This window comes from Candidatus Methylomirabilis sp. (genome assembly GCF_028716865.1).
Lineage (GTDB): Bacteria > Methylomirabilota > Methylomirabilia > Methylomirabilales > Methylomirabilaceae > Methylomirabilis.
Genome location: NZ_JAQUOY010000039.1, coordinates 1 through 15,513 on the forward strand (window position 1 = coordinate 1; position 15,513 = coordinate 15,513).

At 58.0% G+C, this 15,513-nt stretch carries 16 protein-coding genes, 1 tRNA gene and 1 pseudogene; 15 read left to right on the forward strand and 3 right to left on the reverse strand.

Going from position 1 to position 15,513, the window contains the following annotated elements:
* The 4 genes and pseudogenes from PHV01_RS11970 to PHV01_RS11985 all read left to right on the forward strand — a co-directional run.
* Window positions 1–736 (forward strand): annotated as a pseudogene (locus tag PHV01_RS11970) (Tol-Pal system beta propeller repeat protein TolB); the annotation flags it as partial.
* Window positions 737–844: 108 nt separating this feature from the next.
* Window positions 845–1,504: a peptidoglycan-associated lipoprotein Pal gene (pal, locus tag PHV01_RS11975; RefSeq protein ID WP_337291392.1), complete on the forward strand. Its 660-nt coding sequence runs from the start codon at window positions 845–847 to the stop codon at window positions 1,502–1,504.
* 37 nt (window positions 1,505–1,541) lie between these two features.
* Window positions 1,542–2,690: an outer membrane protein assembly factor BamD gene (gene bamD, locus PHV01_RS11980; protein ID WP_337291393.1), complete on the forward strand. Its 1,149-nt coding sequence runs from the start codon at window positions 1,542–1,544 to the stop codon at window positions 2,688–2,690.
* Between the two features lie 13 nt (window positions 2,691–2,703).
* Complete coding sequence (locus PHV01_RS11985; protein ID WP_337291394.1) at window positions 2,704–3,243, forward strand: DUF2127 domain-containing protein; 540 nt, start codon at window positions 2,704–2,706, stop codon at window positions 3,241–3,243.
* On the opposite strand, the gene leuB is transcribed toward PHV01_RS11985, so the two are convergent.
* The 3 genes from leuB to PHV01_RS12000 all read right to left on the reverse strand — a co-directional run bounded on the left by leuB (window position 3,240) and on the right by PHV01_RS12000 (window position 7,645).
* Window positions 3,240–4,322 carry a 3-isopropylmalate dehydrogenase gene (gene leuB, locus PHV01_RS11990; protein ID WP_337291395.1) on the reverse strand — a complete coding sequence of 361 codons (1,083 nt, stop codon included), beginning with the start codon at window positions 4,320–4,322 and terminating at the stop codon, window positions 3,240–3,242. The two genes, PHV01_RS11985 and leuB, sit on opposite strands and share 4 nt — an antisense overlap.
* A 216-nt stretch (window positions 4,323–4,538) precedes the next feature.
* Window positions 4,539–6,617: a hypothetical protein gene (locus tag PHV01_RS11995; RefSeq protein WP_337291396.1), complete on the reverse strand. Its 2,079-nt coding sequence runs from the start codon at window positions 6,615–6,617 to the stop codon at window positions 4,539–4,541.
* Window positions 6,618–6,646: 29 nt separating this feature from the next.
* Window positions 6,647–7,645: a YCF48-related protein gene (locus PHV01_RS12000; protein ID WP_337291397.1), complete on the reverse strand. Its 999-nt coding sequence runs from the start codon at window positions 7,643–7,645 to the stop codon at window positions 6,647–6,649.
* Between the two features lie 123 nt (window positions 7,646–7,768).
* On the opposite strand from PHV01_RS12000, the gene yihA reads away from it, so the two are divergent.
* The 11 genes from yihA to rpsR all read left to right on the forward strand — a co-directional run.
* Window positions 7,769–8,491 carry a ribosome biogenesis GTP-binding protein YihA/YsxC gene (yihA, locus tag PHV01_RS12005; protein ID WP_337291398.1) on the forward strand — a complete coding sequence of 241 codons (723 nt, stop codon included), beginning with the start codon at window positions 7,769–7,771 and terminating at the stop codon, window positions 8,489–8,491.
* A gap of 34 nt (window positions 8,492–8,525) precedes the next feature.
* Entirely contained in the window at window positions 8,526–10,304 is a 1,779-nt protein-coding gene (locus PHV01_RS12010) for a tetratricopeptide repeat protein (RefSeq protein WP_337291399.1), read from the forward strand.
* Complete coding sequence (locus tag PHV01_RS12015; protein ID WP_337291400.1) at window positions 10,301–11,128, forward strand: DUF4292 domain-containing protein; 828 nt, start codon at window positions 10,301–10,303, stop codon at window positions 11,126–11,128. Before PHV01_RS12010 ends, PHV01_RS12015 begins: the two co-directional genes overlap by 4 nt.
* A gap of 3 nt (window positions 11,129–11,131) precedes the next feature.
* Window positions 11,132–12,010, forward strand: coding sequence for a 4-(cytidine 5'-diphospho)-2-C-methyl-D-erythritol kinase (ispE, locus tag PHV01_RS12020; protein WP_337291401.1), 879 nt, complete (start codon window positions 11,132–11,134; stop codon window positions 12,008–12,010).
* 56 nt (window positions 12,011–12,066) lie between these two features.
* Window positions 12,067–12,140, forward strand: a tRNA-Gln gene (locus PHV01_RS12025).
* 75 nt (window positions 12,141–12,215) lie between these two features.
* Complete coding sequence (locus PHV01_RS12030) at window positions 12,216–13,154, forward strand: ribose-phosphate pyrophosphokinase (RefSeq protein ID WP_337291402.1); 939 nt, start codon at window positions 12,216–12,218, stop codon at window positions 13,152–13,154.
* A 74-nt stretch (window positions 13,155–13,228) separates the two neighbouring features.
* Window positions 13,229–13,912, forward strand: a complete 684-nt coding sequence (locus tag PHV01_RS12035) for a 50S ribosomal protein L25 (protein ID WP_337291403.1) — start codon at window positions 13,229–13,231, stop codon at window positions 13,910–13,912.
* An 18-nt stretch (window positions 13,913–13,930) separates the two neighbouring features.
* The gene (gene pth / locus PHV01_RS12040; RefSeq protein WP_337291407.1) at window positions 13,931–14,497 is read left to right on the forward strand and encodes an aminoacyl-tRNA hydrolase; all 567 of its coding nucleotides are present in this window, start codon (window positions 13,931–13,933) and stop codon (window positions 14,495–14,497) included.
* 34 nt (window positions 14,498–14,531) lie between these two features.
* On the forward strand, window positions 14,532–14,909 hold the full coding sequence (gene rpsF / locus PHV01_RS12045; protein ID WP_337291404.1) for a 30S ribosomal protein S6: 378 nt from the start codon (window positions 14,532–14,534) through the stop codon (window positions 14,907–14,909).
* On the forward strand, window positions 14,896–15,291 hold the full coding sequence (locus PHV01_RS12050) for a single-stranded DNA-binding protein (protein WP_337291405.1): 396 nt from the start codon (window positions 14,896–14,898) through the stop codon (window positions 15,289–15,291). Before rpsF ends, PHV01_RS12050 begins: the two co-directional genes overlap by 14 nt.
* 31 nt (window positions 15,292–15,322) lie before the next feature.
* On the forward strand, window positions 15,323–15,513 hold a 191-nt coding region (gene rpsR, locus PHV01_RS12055), incomplete at its 3' end, for a 30S ribosomal protein S18 (RefSeq protein WP_337291406.1).

Genomic DNA, 15,513 nt, shown 5'->3' on the forward strand with positions numbered 1-15,513 from the left:
CTATGATGCATATAATCCCCTCCTTATCACCGGTAATCACTCCATCAACCTGTCCCCGCGGTGGTCTCCTGATGGCAAGAAGATCGCCTATACCTCCTATCGGGATCGGAACCCGGACCTGTTCGTGATCGATCTAGAGACCGGACGGCGTCAAAAGATCTCGTCGAACCCAGGGCTCAACGTCGCCCCAGCTTGGTCTCCGGATGGAGAGTGGCTTGCCTTCTCGATGAGCAGTGGGATGGGCACCAACCTCTTTCTTATCCGGCCGGATGGGACCGGCCTTCGTCAACTGACGCAGGGGCCGCACATCGATATCTCCCCCTCCTTCGCTCCGAACGGACGGCAGATCGTGTTTAATTCGGATCGGGGCAGTACTCCTCAGATCTATCTGATGGATATCGACGGGACGAACATCCGGCGTCTGACCTTTGGGGTCGGAGATTATAGCGTGTCGCCTCGGTGGTCCCCGCGCGGGGACAAGATCGCCTTTGTGGGTAGACAGCGCGGGAGCTTCGACATCTATCTGATCAATCCTGACGGCACAGGACTGGTCCAGTTGACTTCGAACTCGCGCAATAACGAGGAACCATCATGGTCGGCTGATGGTCGGCATATTCTATTTACCTCGACGCGGAATAGTCAGCGGCATCTGTACATTATGAAGGCCGATGGATCGAATCAGCGTCAATTGACTAGGGACGGAAAGGAAAATTACCTCGCCGACTGGTCGCCGTAGGCAAGGCTGGGCAGTTCTTTTCAAAGGACAACCGTGAAGGCGTAACCGGGAAATTGGCGGACTAGCGTAGAAGAGGATCGTTGGCAAGAATATGGGGAGGAATTCGAGATGAGATGGATGCAGCGAACATGGATCGGTTCCACCATCACGTTGGCTCTTACGATGCTGTTTCTGACCGGCTGTCCGAAACGGCCGGATGTTGTAGAAACTGTTCCGAGGCCGATGGCGCCGCAAGGCGAGGTCGGGATGCCGACGCCTCCGCCATTGCCAAAAGTTGCCATTCCAGAAGAGAAGTCTCCCACTGAGGTCGCTGCCCAGCCGTCAGAAGCCAAGCCGACCACCGAAGCCGGTGCGGTTCCGGAGGCTAAGATCGCTGAGGCGGAGGTGAAACCGGAGCCCTCAGCGGAGGGCAAGGCGGCGGCAGAACCAGAGCTGGCACTGAAAGATATCTACTTCGACTATGATCAGTCTGCCATTCGAGAGGACTCGAAGAAGCAATTGAATGAGAACATTGAATGGCTCAGGAAAAATCTCGCGGGTAAGGTGACTATTGAAGGCCACTGCGACGAGCGCGGTTCCAGTGAATACAATCTTGCGCTTGGCGAGCGGCGGGCCAGAGCAACGCGCGATTACTTAACGGCTGCCGGGATCGGTGCGGATCGAATCAGCACTATCAGTTTTGGGAAGGAGCGCCCATTCGCTCTAGGACATGACGAATCCGCATGGAAGTGGAATCGGCGAGCCCATTTTACCCCTAGCGCGAAATGACGAGACGCTTGCAGCAGTCGACGCCAGAGAGAAGGGGATGAGACCTTATCTTCTGCTAGCGGCTGCGCTGACCTTCAGCGTGTTGACTATGGGATGTGAGGGAGACCTGCCCCTGCGCATGGTTCAGCGGGATGTCGACTCAATGAGGAGCGAGGTGGCAGCCGTCGCCAGGACAGGTGAAGGAACCAGGATGTTCATCGAGGAGCATCTCAGGAAGGTCGAGGATCGCCTAGAAAAGAGCGAGCGCACTCGGGCAGCCCTGGAAGAGAAGCTGAGGAAGTTGGATTCGGATCTCAAGAGCCAAGCGGCGAAGGTCGCCCAGGAACGACAGGAAAGACAAGGGTTCCTTCAGTCCCAGGCGGCTCTCACTGTAAAGCTTGATGAGTTGACAACCGAGGTGCGCTTGGCTCAGGGGCAGACCGAGGGGATTGGTCATGGCATTGCGGAGATCAATAGGCGAGTTGATGAGTCTGGGCGTCAGATCGAGCAGTTCGGACGACGATTGAATGGGCTCGACAAGCAGGTCAATCAGTCCGTTGTTGCTTCACAGGAGGCGACGACTGTGGCCCAGCAGGCGGTGGCTGCCTCCCAGCAGACTGCAAAGCAAGTGACGGCAGCGCTGGGACAAATGGCCCAACAGACGAACGCTGCAATTGAGCAGGTCAACACTACCGCACAACTGGCCTTGACCGAAGCCAGAAAAACGACCAAGGGAAAGCCGATCACTGGTTCTGCCGACTTGCCTCGCGCCGGGACGCAGCCCATGCCCCCTGCGGTTGCCCCGATCATGGCGCCCCCTCTTGTTCCGTCTGCGCCGGCCACCCAGGCCCCAACTCAAGGGGCTGTGCCCCCTCCACCCGCCGCTCAGAAGGTAGAGTCGCCTGCGCCGCCGGCCTCGGCTGCTCGATCGATGGCTAGTCCGCAGAGCGCTGAGGAGCTATACAGCCATGCGCTCTCCGACTATACGAAGGGCAACTATGAATCAGCAATCAACGGTTTCCGGCGCATCGTTGAACTTTACCCCAACTCCAGGCGTCTGCCGAACGCCCGATACTGGCTTGGCGAGTCGTATTATAGCCAGAAGAATTATGACCAGGCGATTACGGAGTTCGAGTTACTTATCAAGCAGTTCCCAAAGTCGCAAGAGGCGAAGCGGGCCAAGGGTCGGCTGAGTCAGGTTAGATAAGGAAGGTCAGGCGTTGAGAGTTGAGGATAGCGCCTTATCAGAGTCGAGCGACTCAAAAGGTGGGGCCATACGGACCATCATTGCCATCAAGGCTCTTGGCGGGGTCCTGTTCTTATTGATCGGCCTGAGTGCCTTTGCCCTGATCAACAAAGACGTTTCCGATTTGGCAGAGGGAGCGGCCGATACGTTGGGCGTTGATCCAGAGAACCAGTATCTCCTGCAGTTACTCGAGTGGCTCACCGGGGTGTCTCCGAGGCAGATCGTCGCGATAGGGCTCGTGACCATCACGTACTCAGCCCTGCTGATGACCATGGCCTGGGGACTTCACCTGGGACGGGTATGGGCTGACTGGCTGACGATTGGCGCGACGGGGCTCTTCATTCCCGTTGAGCTGTACGAAACGGTCTGGTCGTTCCGCCTCACCTACGGGGTTGCTCTTACAATCAACGTTTTTGTCGTCTGGTATCTGATCTGCCGCCGCATTCGATCGTTCTCGCTTGAGCGAACAAGGATGCGCCTGCCGCGCGACAACTCCCATTCCGGGCACACTTAGCCTTTCACAACACTCTCGACGACCAGCTCGCCCATTTGCGCCGTGCCAACAAGCACTGTGGGGCCGGGTTGCCAGATATCGGGCGTTCGGTAGCCTCGCTCGAGCACCTGGCTTACCGCAGCCTCGATAGCGGCTGCTGCTGACTCGTGGTGGAGTGAATGGCGCAGGAGCATTGCGACGGACAGGATCGTGGCGAGAGGGTTGGCTTTATCCTGCCCGGCGATGTCTGGAGCGGAGCCATGGATCGGTTCGTATAAGCCTGGGCCATCGCCCAGGCTTGCCGAAGGCAGCATTCCGATAGAGCCGACGAGCATGGCGGCCTCGTCGCTTAGGATATCTCCGAACGTATTCTCGGTCAGCACGACGTCGAAGCGTCGGGGATCGCGGATGAGCTGCATTGCGCAGTTGTCTACCAGCATATGGTCCAACTCGATGTCCGGGAACTCCTTAGCCGCTTCGATGACCACTTGGCGCCAGAGCTGGGAGCTGGCCAGCACATTGACCTTATCGACCGAGGTGAGTCGCTTCCGACGCTGCGCGGCGATCTGAAATCCGATCCTGGCAATCCGCTCGATCTCATGGGTAGTGTAGATGAGCGTATCCACGCCTCGTTTTCCCTTGCCGTTTTCAACGGGGACGATCCCCTTCGGCTCGCCGAAGTAGAGGCCACCGGTCAACTCGCGCAGTACCATCAGATCGACCTCCTCAATGATTTCGCGCTTCAGTGGCGAGGTATCAACGAGGGGGGCGAATAGCTTCACTGGTCGGAGGTTCGCGTACAGTCCCAGCTCCTTACGGAGGAGGAGCAGACCACGCTCCGGCCGGCGATCTACCGGCAGGCTGTCCCATTTGGGACCACCGACCGCGCCGAAGAGGATCGCATCGCACACACTGCAGAGTTGCCGCGTCTCCTGTGGGAGCGGTGTGCCGTGCTTGTCAATGGCGGCCCCCCCGACGACCCCCTCTTCGAACTCCAAGGGGATGCCGAAACGGGCTCCGGCAGTCGCGAGAATCTTCGCCGCCTCCCGGACCACCTCTGGACCAACCCCGTCTCCGCCTAGGACTGCAATCCGAGCCATTCTCCCTCCATCGCTCTTTTGAGTCTCATTATGAGGCACAGCCGAAGTAATCTCGCTCGATGAGTATCACGGCGATTTAGGCAGGTCAAGGGGAAAGGCAGACCCTCACCCTTTCATGATCCTTCTCTCTCCACAGCGTGGAGAGGGCAGAGTGATGGGAGAAGAGTGGGAGGAGGGGCATCAGGCACGCTCAACAAGCGTGTGACCGCCGTAACCTCACGGTCTGAACTGGAAAGTCTGGACCCCTAGGCTCAATTGATTCGAGGACTGCAGGGGATTACTGCCCGCGACCGCCAGCCCCGCATAGGTGAAATAGGTACCGACCGGTTCAAGACCCGTAAACGTGTATGAAAACGGGACTATAAGCTCCGAGCTAAGCGTCACGTTTGAGAGAAAGGAGATGGGAGTAGGACCGAGGGTGAACGAGATGGCCCCACCGGACCCCTGCAGCAGCGAGAGGAACGTGATGCTGTCAGGTAGAAGAGCTCCGAGATAGATGTCTACCTGAGTCGGTGTGGAGCCCGGAGCGAGTGTGGCCTGATAGGCGATTGTTTGGCCCGCATGGAAGGCTGAGCCGTTGAGCGCGACAGCAGCCGTCGGCGGCGTAGTGCCTAAGCTAGTAGAAATAGAGGCCCTTCCACTCACCGCATTAGCAAAGTACGGGATCCAGGCCGAGCGGATCGTATCAATTTTGCTGAGGTCGGTCGATGAGGGTATTGTACCGGTCCTGATCAATAGAATGAACGCTTGGTGCCAGACGGTCGTCGGGTTGACGCCGGTAAAGCCTGGCGGCCGAACCCCCTCGATGGCCGTAATCTGAGCAATAGAGACATTCTGTCGCGTGCCGCTGACAGTCACGCCTATTTCAGGTGGGCTGCTCCGTGTTCTTGTTGTCCCTGTAGGATTCCTGATGAAAAAGAAGTTCGGGACCTCGCTGGCTGATCGGAGGCCCATTGCGTACTGATCCAGGGGACTATACCGGATGGTCAACTCATTCGAGGTGAAGGTTCCGTTGGCGTTATCGATCCAATTGTTACCTTCCATGTCCGAGGCATCGCTATCAAGGAAGAAGCTCCAATGCGCCAAATCTCTCCCCAGGAGAAGGTCGCTGCTGACTCCGCCGTCGTCGAAGCTCAGGAAGGCCAACCACTGATGGCCTGCCTCTTGGCCTATTAGTGTCAATGTGGAGTCGTTATTACCGGGTAGGCGGCAATTCGGGTTTGTCAAACAGGTGAGATCATCAGGGTAGACCGACAGTCTGTTCAAATTCAGCATGCTGTGGAGCCTTCCGGAGCTGCCGAAGAATGAGCTAAGATTGAAGATCGATTGTCCGGTCCCGGTCATGGAGATTCGGATCGGTTGCTCAAAGGCGAAGGCGTCGCCGAGGGCATTGCTGAAGTTGGCAAACATCATTAACTGATCGAGGCTGTCACTATGGGTTTGGTAAAACCGTTTGGCCACAGTAGGGATATGGACCAGCGGGTTCGGCATGCCTCCGAATACCTGCATCAGCGGCTCTTGATTCGAATATATCGAGGTGGAGCCGCCACTCCCCGTGTGGAGGTCGAGGGTCGTCGTAAAGAGGGCGAACGAGCTTCCTGGGGAGATGCCCACGAGGAAGCCGCCCAATACCGGATCGGTTGAGGGCGCGCCGATGCTGCCGTAGGTGAGCTGAATGACGCCGCTGGGAAACAGTGTGATCTGGAAGGTATTCGAGGTACTCGGTGCGCCAAACCGCGGAACGGCATTCCAGGTAATCAGCACCCGGTCCGGCAACGCATTGAAAAATACCCCGCCGCCCAGCGCTGGGTTGAGGTCATTCCAGAGCGCGGCGATACGAGGTAAGCCTTCTGCCATCCGATCCAGGACGGTGCTGAGATCGTTCCCCGCAGCGGAGTTGAAGTTGGCAAAACTGCTCGCACTCCCAAACGTTGCGTATCCATTTGCGTTGACAAAGAGCGCTGTGTAGTTCGTGCCAAAGAAGGGAAAGCTGAAGCCAAGAGCCAGAGCGCCCGTCGAGGTGTCATCGATCAAGCTAAGGTTGGTTCCGAGGTTGGAGTTGATAGTTCCGGTCGCAATACCGATGCTATACCCGCCGCCACTCTTCGGCGTGAAGGTCAACGTCTTGCCGGCTAGATCGAACGCTTCTCCAGGCTGAAGAATTGCGGGGTCGGCCTCGATAACGGCGATATCGCCGGAGTCGAAGTCGGCCCAGGCTGCAGTGGCTGAAAAGACTGTAAGGAGAAGGCAAATAATCGGTACGCATAGCACTCGAAATAGCTTACGTCGCCTCACTCGCGTTAGCCCTTAGAGATTCTTCCCGTTCACGGCTTCGGTCCGGTGTGCCTGGTCTCTGCGATCGGCTGCCATTGGAGCTGTATGGCGCCTTTGGTTGTGAAGAGAACGACGTACTTCGGGTCAGAGGGATCTTCGGCTAAGGTAACCCCTTGAGCATCCAAGGGAACCTCAACCTCCAGCGCAAACCAATGTTGTCCGCCGTCAGAGCTTTGGTAGACGAACGTCTTGACCAGCCGGGAGTGAAGCGGGCGGAGGAGCATCGCCATTATCTGCCGAGGATCGACGTGACTGATCACCATGCTGGGGCTCCCGACACGCCACGGTAAGGGGAATAGTCCCAACCCCCGATTCGTGGCGGCCCATGATGTTCCGCCATCGGTGGTCTTGTACAGACCGTGAAGCTCAGTGCCTGCATAGGCGATTGAGGCGTTGGTGGGATCGATAGCGAGACTCCGGATCGGTACGACGCGCCCGCCCGCCAAGGCTTCCGGCAACCCCTGACCGGCTGGACTCCAGACGCGTCCCCCATCAGGACTTCGAAAGACGCCCTCCTGGTCGGTGCCGATATAGATCGTCTCAGGAACCGTCGGTGCTACAGCAATAGAGCGGATGGCTGAACGGGTCTCTGCCGGAGTAGAGAGGGACCTCCAACTTCCCCCTCCATCTAGGCTCTTCCAGAGTCCGCCGCGACCGCCGACGAACAGGTGCCCTTCATGGAGCGGGTGTACCGCTAGCGCGAGAACGTCGCCATTCGTGAGAGGGGCAACCCGAAGCCGGTCCCAATGATGGCCTTTATCGTCACTGGTGAACAGGCCGGTCTCGGTCGCCACATAGAGCCGTTGTGAGCCGCTTGCCGATTGCGCCATCGCCTTGGGCTGCCCGACGGGAAGCCTGGGGCCTGACTCGTGCATAGCGCCTGACGTACCGGCGGTATGGTCTCCCCCTCGTTCTCCAGACGCGGAGGTCGAGACGGCCCATACCAGCGCCACAATCACTCCAGAAACGCGTAGCAGCCGACCGATCATGATGAACTCGTTTATCATAGCAATGTCGGAGGGGTCAAACCTTTTCTCGTCGCTCTCTTAATCGGCCGCCTGTTGTCGGGCCAGGCCCAGTACAGAGCGCAGGAGAGAGTCGGAAGCGAACAGATGAGCAGGACCGAACATCGGACAAGTGGCGCAGGAAAGCTATGCTATACTGGCGCCATGAAAATCCTCTCTGCTGAGTTCGTTACGAGCGTCTCGTCGCTCGCCCAGCTCCCGCGTGAGCAACGAGCGGAGATCGCGGTCGTGGGCCGCTCCAATGTCGGCAAGTCCTCGTTGATCAACTGCTTGCTGCGTCGCCGTGGGCTTGCCCGCGTCAGCGCCATACCAGGCCGAACGCAGCTTCTTAATTTTTTCCTGGTCAACCAGGACTTCTATCTGGTTGATCTCCCCGGGTACGGTTACGCAAAGGTGCCTGAATCGATTCGGCGAGCGTGGGGGCCACTGGTCGAGGGGTATTTGACTGCAAGTTGCGACCTCAGGGCTGTCATTGTACTCCTTGATGCGCGACAAGGGGTGACGGAGAAGGACCTGCAGATGAAGCGATTATTGGACAATCTCTCCATCGGCTTGGTCCCCGTTCTCACCAAGATCGATAAGCTTCGGCGGACGGTCCGTGACGCGCACATCCGCGGTGTTGCCCATGCCTTAGGCTTGAGTGATCCTGAGACGGTTATCCCGTTTTCTGCGAAGTCTGAGGAGGGCCGGGAATCGTTGCTGGCCATCATCGATAGCTGCGCGCACACGCGACCTTACCCGAGGTGTTCGGCGTTGACTCCGACCTGCAGACCTGCTAGGCTCAAATCAGAGATGATGGGACAGTTATAATGGCTGATTTTTGCAGGAGTGCATGAGGAACTGGATGAGTATGATCGGGTCTGGGTGGGCCAGACAATGCCTCTACGGATTGTTGGGGCTGGCTGTGTTCGGTCAAGGGTGCGTGGCCGCGCAGATGGTCGAGTCCGAAAATTCTGGGAACCGTGGAGTACCCCTGACTACCGCCGCTTCTGTAGCCGAACGGACCGAGGGGAAAGGGAAGGCGGAGGCCTACTATCAATTTATGAGGAGTCTGCTGGCAGAGCAAGCAGGGAATTATCAGGAGGCGATCATATGGCAGAAGGGGGCACTGCACGTCGATCCTCGCTCTGTCATCATGCATCATCACCTGGCCTTCCTGTACATGAAGCGAGGCGACTTTCGAGGGGCGATCACCGCGGGAGAGGATGCGCTCGCTCTTGATCCGAAGAACCTTCAAGCTTATTTGCTCTTGGCTGCCGTCTATCAGAGCTTGCACAACCTTCCGGTCGCCGAACGTTACCTCCGTGAGGCGGTCGACCTGAACCCCAGCCGGATCGAGACGTACCTGCAACTCGCGGCCCTTTACGCGGAGGCCAAGCGAGCGCAGGAGGCGATTGCCGTATACCGGAGAGCGCTGGACGTTGATCCGGGTTCGCTGGTTGCCCGCTATAACCTGGGTCGTCTCTACCTGGAGGAAGGGCAGCCGGAGCATGCCGGTCAACTCTTCCGGGAGATCCTGGAGCGCGACTCAGAGTTCGACCCTGCGTTGGCAGCGCTCGGGATGAGCCTTGAGGCGCAGGGAAGATTAGACGAGGCCAGGGAGATTTACCAACGTACGCTCGAGGGCGATCTCAGGAACGGTGAGATTCGAGAGCGTTTGGCGCAGCTTCTCTTGAGACTGAAGGACCTGGACGGCGCCCTTGTCGAGTACCGCCGACTGCTCGATCAGGAGCCGAGCAACAGCTCGCTCAAACTGCGGGTTGGATTTATCTACTATGAAAAGAGAGCGTACGGCGAGGCCATAAGGATCTTTCGGGATATCCTCCAACAGGAAGCGAGCAACTATGACGTTCGCTACTATCTGGGGCTGACCCTTGAGGATGAGAAACACTTCGATGAGGCCCTCGAAGAGCTGGCGAAGATTCCCAAGGACAGTTCACGCTATCCCGATGCGCTATTCCACCGCGGCTACATCCTCAGCCAGAAGGAACGATACGCCGAGGCCAACGACCTGCTCTCTACGGCGGGAGCCCTCAAGCCGAATGAAGGCAACATTCCGTACCTGATGGGTTTGATCTATTTCCAACAAAAAAGCTACGCGCAGGCTATCTCGCAACTTGAGCGCGCTCTTGGCCTGGAACCGAACAATGTTGCCTACCTCTATCAACTCGGCTCGGCCTTTGAGCGAAGTCGTCACATTGATGAGGCCGAAACGATCTTTCGTAAGCTCTTGGTGATCGATCCGAAGAATGCGGATGCGTACAACTATCTGGGCTTTATGTTTGCCGATGAGGGGATCAAGCTCGATGAGTCGATTGCCCTGGTCAAGAAGGCGTTAGAGCTTCAGCCCGATAACGGGGCCTTCGTAGACAGCCTGGGATGGGCCTACTATAAGAAGGGAATGGTGGACGAAGCCCTGGTGGAACTGAAGCGCGCCGTGGAACTCTCCACGAAGGAAGACCCCACCATCTTTGAACACCTCGGAGACGTCTACTTCAGGAAGCAGATGGTCCCTGAGGCGATCAGGGAATGGGAACGATCTCTCACCATCGATAGCAGCAACGAGACGATCCAGCGCAAGCTCAGAAAGGCCCGGGACGTACTCTCTCGAGAAGGTGGATGACCGGTACTCGCCCACCTCTCTGTCTCGTGGCGCTCATAACAGGAGTAGCGCTGAGTGCGTGCGCTCATGCTTCTTATCTTGTTCCAGAGGCAAAGGATCTCCCGCGCCCTTCGCGGCCAGTTGCACAGGGGATTCTTCAGGCCCTACAGGAGCGCGAGGCCACGGTCACAACCTTGCAAGCCGTACTCGACCTCACAGTGCGGCGGGGGGGGTCGCAAGAGTATCGACAAGAGGTGGTCGCCATCGAGCGACCCGATCTGATTCGACTGGAGAGCATCGGCTGGGGTGGGTTCACGTCATTGGTTGTCTTGAGCGACGGACACCGACTGGTGGCACATGCACTACTGCAGAACATATTCGTTGAGGGGAGTGCGACGCCTGATAATGTGGCCGCAGTGACGGGACTGCGCGTGGCGCCAGCACATCTGGTACGGCTATTGCTTGGATTGCCACCCCTTTCTGTTCAGATTGAGCAGACAGAACTCTATGGCCCGGATGATGATCACGCGTATCTGCTACGAGAGCAGGAATCGTCCTTCACGCAGCGTCTCTGGTTATCCGATAACGACCTGAGCCTGCTGAGGGGAGAGTTATACGACCGTACGTCGCTCCGCTTGAGATTTCGGTACACTCCTACGGGCCACGGGCTGCATTCGCTCCTTCTGGAGGAGCCCTTGAAACAGGTAGCGGTGGAGGTATCGTACCGGTCCTACAATCTGAATCCCGAGTTACCTCGTGAGCTGTTTGAAATCCCGCAGCCGGCCCAAGGGGCGCAGGTGGTGGACCTGGATGCGGGTTTAACCCCATTGCTCAGGTTCCCTTAAGACATGAAGCAGATCACGCTGACTTCCCCATCCAAGATTAATCTCTTCCTAGAGGTTCTTGGACGTCGCGACGATGGGTACCATGAGATCTGCTCGATCGTGGTCCTGACCGAGCTATGCGATACCATCACCTTGGAACGCCGCACGAGCGGGATTACAATCCGGGCCGGGGATCCCAAGGTTCCGTCGGGACCCGATAATCTGTGCTATCGAGCGGCCGATTTGCTGCTGCGACACAGTGGCGCGCACGGCGGGGTGAACATTCGGATTGAGAAACATATTCCTATCGCTGGAGGGATGGGAGGGGGGTCGAGCAACGCCGCGGCGACCTTGTGGGGGCTGAACCTGTTGTACGACCTTGGGTGGCCTCGCGAGGAGTTGATATGTCTCGGATCCGCGCTAGGCTCTGATGTTCCCCTTTTCTTTTGTCGAGAAGCCGCCTTTATAAGGGGACGAGGGGAACGGGTAGAAGAGATGGCTGCACTGACGCCCCGATGGCTCGTCATTGCCAATCCAGGGATAGAAATCCCCACGCCCTCGGTCTACCGCCGTCTGAGATTACCATTGACATCTGACAAAACTGGGATTACAATGCATGATTTGTTTGAGTCTGGCCAGGAGGCGGCGGCACTCTCGCACTGTTTTAACCGGTTGGAAGACGTGGTTCTTGAGGCCTATCCGTCGGTTGCCAACCTCAAACAGCGGTTGTTGCTGTTGGGCGCAAGCCCGGTCTTGGTCAGCGGGAGCGGGCCAACTGTTTTCGGTGTCATGCGAGAGGCCGAGATGGCCAAGCGGGTAGCCGCAAGTTTGGTCGAGAGTGGAATTGCTGCCGTTGCCTGCCGCACCTTGGAGAGGAACCCTCTGTTCATGACGGGTGAGTAGCGTACACGGGGACTGGATACCCCGTTTTTGATGTTCAGCGAGCAACGCCCGTCCTTTGGGGGGTCGGATAAGGGTAATCCGGCAGACTTTGGATCTGCACATCGAGGTTCGAGTCCTCGCCCCCCAGCCAGCAGGGAGCGGCAGGCCGCCGTTGAGCCGAGCGTAGAGGGGTAGGAGGAACTATGCGGTATTCGGAGAACGTCTGATGACTGATCGGTTAATCCTTTTCTCTGGCAACGCCAATCGAGCCTTGTCACAAGAGATTGCGGACTATCTCGGCGTCCCACTGGGTGATGCCGAGGTATCACGCTTCGCTGACGACGAGATCCTGGTCCAGATATTTGAGAATGTCAGGGGCGCCGACGTCTTCGTGATCCAGCCCACGTGCCGGCCCGTCAACGAGAACCTGATGGAACTGTTGGTGATCATTGATGCCTTGAAGCGAGCATCGGCTTGGCGGATTACTGCCGTCATGCCGTACTACGGCTATGGGCGGCAGGATCGGAAGGTTCAGCCTCGTGTACCCATCACCGCAAAACTGGTGGCTGACCTGCTCACGGCGGCTGGAGTGCATCGGGTCTTGACGATGGATCTTCACGCTGGACAGATCCAGGGTTTCTTCACGACCCCCGTCGATCATCTCTATGCCGCTCCGGTTCTACTCCGGTATTTCGAGGAGCGGAGGTTGGGAGATGCGGTGGTGGTCTCTCCGGATGCAGGCGGCGTGGAGCGAGCCCGCGCGTTCGCCAAGCGCCTGGGGAGCCCCCTGGCGTTTATCGACAAGCGTCGGACGCGGCCCAATGAGGCGAAAGTAATGCATATCGTTGGAGACGTCGAGGGTCGGGACGTCATCATCGTGGATGACATGATCGACACCGGTGGAACCCTCACGCAGGCGGTCCCGGCGCTCCTTGAAAAGGGGGCGAAGCGGATCTTCGCGAGTTGTACACATCCGGTTTTCTCGGGCCCGGCGCTGGAGCGGATCGATGGATCAGTCCTTGAAGAGGTGATCGTCACGAACACCATCCCGCTTCCCGAGGACAGAATGTCTAAAAAGCTGACCGTCCTCTCCGTAGCACCCCTCCTGGGGGAGGCTATCAGTCGCATTCACAAAGAGGAATCCGTGAGCCGCCTTTTCGTCTGACGGTGAGGGGGGTAGATCGGGTACGTATGAACGAGGAGGAGGTTCCACCAGTGCCTCGCGAGAAGGAGGGCGCAATGGCAGATGCGGTGCTGAAAGGGCAGGTCCGGACGCAGGTTGGCAAGGGAACCGCGAAAAAGCTTCGGAGGCAGCGAATGATTCCGGCCGTTGTATATGGCGGCCCCTCCGGGCCGATGGCGGTGACGGTCAATCCCCTTGAAATGCTGAAGCTCATGGGGACCGGGGCGGGCGAGAACGTCCTGATTACCCTCTCCCTGGAGGGGGATGGTGAGCGATTGAAGACTGTCATTCTGAAGGAGTTACAGCGAGATCCTGTGCGAGGGGAACCGCTGCACGCCGATTTCCTCGAGATCTCCATGAAGCGAAAAATCAGGGTTCAGGTCCCGCTCAGAATAGTGGGGGAAGCCGTCGGCGTTAAGCTTAAGGGAGGCATTCTGGAGCAGCATCTGCGCGAGGTGAGCGTCGAGTGTCTGCCGGGGGCGATTCCCAGTCACATCCAGGTGGATGTCGGTCACCTCGATCTTGGTCACGCCATTCACGTCCGTGAGCTTACCGTTGGGGGAGACATCAAGATACTTGAGGACCCCGCCAGGCCCGTAGTTGCGGTGCTGATCCAGCGGGTGGCGGCGGAGGAAGTCGCGGCTGCAGCGGAAGAGAAACCGGGCGAGCCGGAGGTGGTTGGGAAGAAGGAATCGAAAGAAGGCAAAGAGGGTAAGCAGGAGGGCGGCAAGACCGCCTAGTGGGGCACCTCGTTGTGGATGGTGGTGGGCCTCGGCAATCCCGGTCCGGAGTATGAAGCGAGTCGCCACAATGTGGGATTTCGGGTGGTGGACACGTTGGCCGGTCGGAGCGGTATGGCCCTCACGCGTTGCCGATACCGTTCTCTTTTCGCGAAGGGCTCCCTGCATGGGGTGCAGGTTCTATTGGTCAAGCCCTTGACCTTCATGAACGATAGCGGCTCCGCTGTCTCTCGGTGGCAACAGGCCTTATGTCTTGAGCCCGGTCAGATTATTGTCGTTCATGACGACCTGGACCTGCCTGCCTCTCAGCTACGGATCAAGGTTGGCGGCGGCCACGGAGGCCATAGGGGTGTCCGTTCCGTCTTGGAGGCGATGGGCAGCCCTGACTTTTTGCGAGTCAAGGTGGGAATCGGACGGCCTCGGGACGGACAGGATACGGTAAAGCATGTGCTCGGGTCTTTCGAGGAACGTGAGGGCGACGCGATACAGGGAGTGGTACAACGGGCCGCCGATGCTGTAGAAGTGCTGTTGCAGGAAAGTCTTGAGGCGGCGATGAACCGATACAACATTCGCGATGCTCATTAAGCTCGCATGGCGTAATCTGGAGGAGGTGAAGAGAGTGAACCAGCACGAGGTCATTATCATTCTGGACCCAGCCCTCACGGAGGATGGTGTTGAGACAGAGATCAGCGGAGTTCGCGAGGTTGTGGCTAAAAAAGGGGGGGAGGTGCTGGAGGTTCAAAAGTGGGGGAAAAAGCGACTGGCCTACGAGGTGAAGAAGCGGCGGGAGGGCCACTATGTCCTGATGAAGGTGGGTGGCATGGGCGGAGTTGTGGCTGATCTCGATCGGCATTTTCGGATCACTGAGGCTATCCTGAAAGGAATGGTAGTCAGGGCTGAGGAGCCGCGTGGGAGGCGCTTTAAGGCGAAGTCGCAAGCCGTACTCGAGGGTAGTACCGTGACAACTACCCAGGAGGTCGGGGATGGTGAGCTTTAATAGAGTGATTTTGCTGGGGAACCTGACACGGGATCCGGAACTTCGGCATACGCCTGCCGGCATGGCGGTGTGTAACTTCGACCTGGCGGTCAATCGATCTTTTACAACGAAAGGTGGCGAGCGACGAGAAGAGGTCTGTTTCATTACAGTGGTTGTCTGGGATAAACAGGCGCAGTCCTGTGCCGAATTTCTGAGCAAAGGGCGTCAGGCACTGGTCGAAGGTCGACTCCAGCAACGGTCATGGGAAACCCCGGATGGCCAGAAGCGGAGTAAATACGAAGTGGTTGCAGAGCGGGTGCAATTTATTGGTGGGCGAAAGGACGCAGGGGTCTCCGAGGAGGAACCACCTCGATCCGGCGAGGAGGAGGAGGTACCATTTTGAAACGCAGTAATGCTCATGGGGGTGACGACGGATGCTGAAAAAGCGGCGGAGCTTTCGGCGACAAAAGGTCTGCAAGTGGTGCGTGGATAAGATCGAGGCGGTCGATTTCAAGGACGCCAAGAGGCTCAGGAACTTCATTACGGATCGAGGGAAGATCATTCCGCGCCGGATTTCCGGTAACTGCGCGAGCCATCAGCGCCAGTTGGGCGGAGCTATCAAGAT

Excerpts from the sequence above, each read along its gene's own strand:
- pal (WP_337291392.1), top strand. The coding sequence starts at position 845 with ATGAGATGGATGCAGCGAACATGGATCGGTTCCACCATCACGTTGGCT.
- bamD (WP_337291393.1), top strand. The coding sequence starts at position 1,542 with ATGAGACCTTATCTTCTGCTAGCGGCTGCGCTGACCTTCAGCGTGTTG.
- leuB (WP_337291395.1), bottom strand. The coding sequence starts at position 4,322 with ATGGCTCGGATTGCAGTCCTAGGCGGAGACGGGGTTGGTCCAGAGGTG.
- PHV01_RS12000 (WP_337291397.1), bottom strand. The coding sequence starts at position 7,645 with ATGATCGGTCGGCTGCTACGCGTTTCTGGAGTGATTGTGGCGCTGGTA.
- yihA (WP_337291398.1), top strand. The coding sequence starts at position 7,769 with ATGAGCAGGACCGAACATCGGACAAGTGGCGCAGGAAAGCTATGCTAT.
- PHV01_RS12010 (WP_337291399.1), top strand. The coding sequence starts at position 8,526 with ATGAGTATGATCGGGTCTGGGTGGGCCAGACAATGCCTCTACGGATTG.
- PHV01_RS12015 (WP_337291400.1), top strand. The coding sequence starts at position 10,301 with ATGACCGGTACTCGCCCACCTCTCTGTCTCGTGGCGCTCATAACAGGA.
- ispE (WP_337291401.1), top strand. The coding sequence starts at position 11,132 with ATGAAGCAGATCACGCTGACTTCCCCATCCAAGATTAATCTCTTCCTA.
- PHV01_RS12030 (WP_337291402.1), top strand. The coding sequence starts at position 12,216 with ATGACTGATCGGTTAATCCTTTTCTCTGGCAACGCCAATCGAGCCTTG.
- PHV01_RS12035 (WP_337291403.1), top strand. The coding sequence starts at position 13,229 with ATGGCAGATGCGGTGCTGAAAGGGCAGGTCCGGACGCAGGTTGGCAAG.
- pth (WP_337291407.1), top strand. The coding sequence starts at position 13,931 with ATGGTGGTGGGCCTCGGCAATCCCGGTCCGGAGTATGAAGCGAGTCGC.
- PHV01_RS12050 (WP_337291405.1), top strand. The coding sequence starts at position 14,896 with ATGGTGAGCTTTAATAGAGTGATTTTGCTGGGGAACCTGACACGGGAT.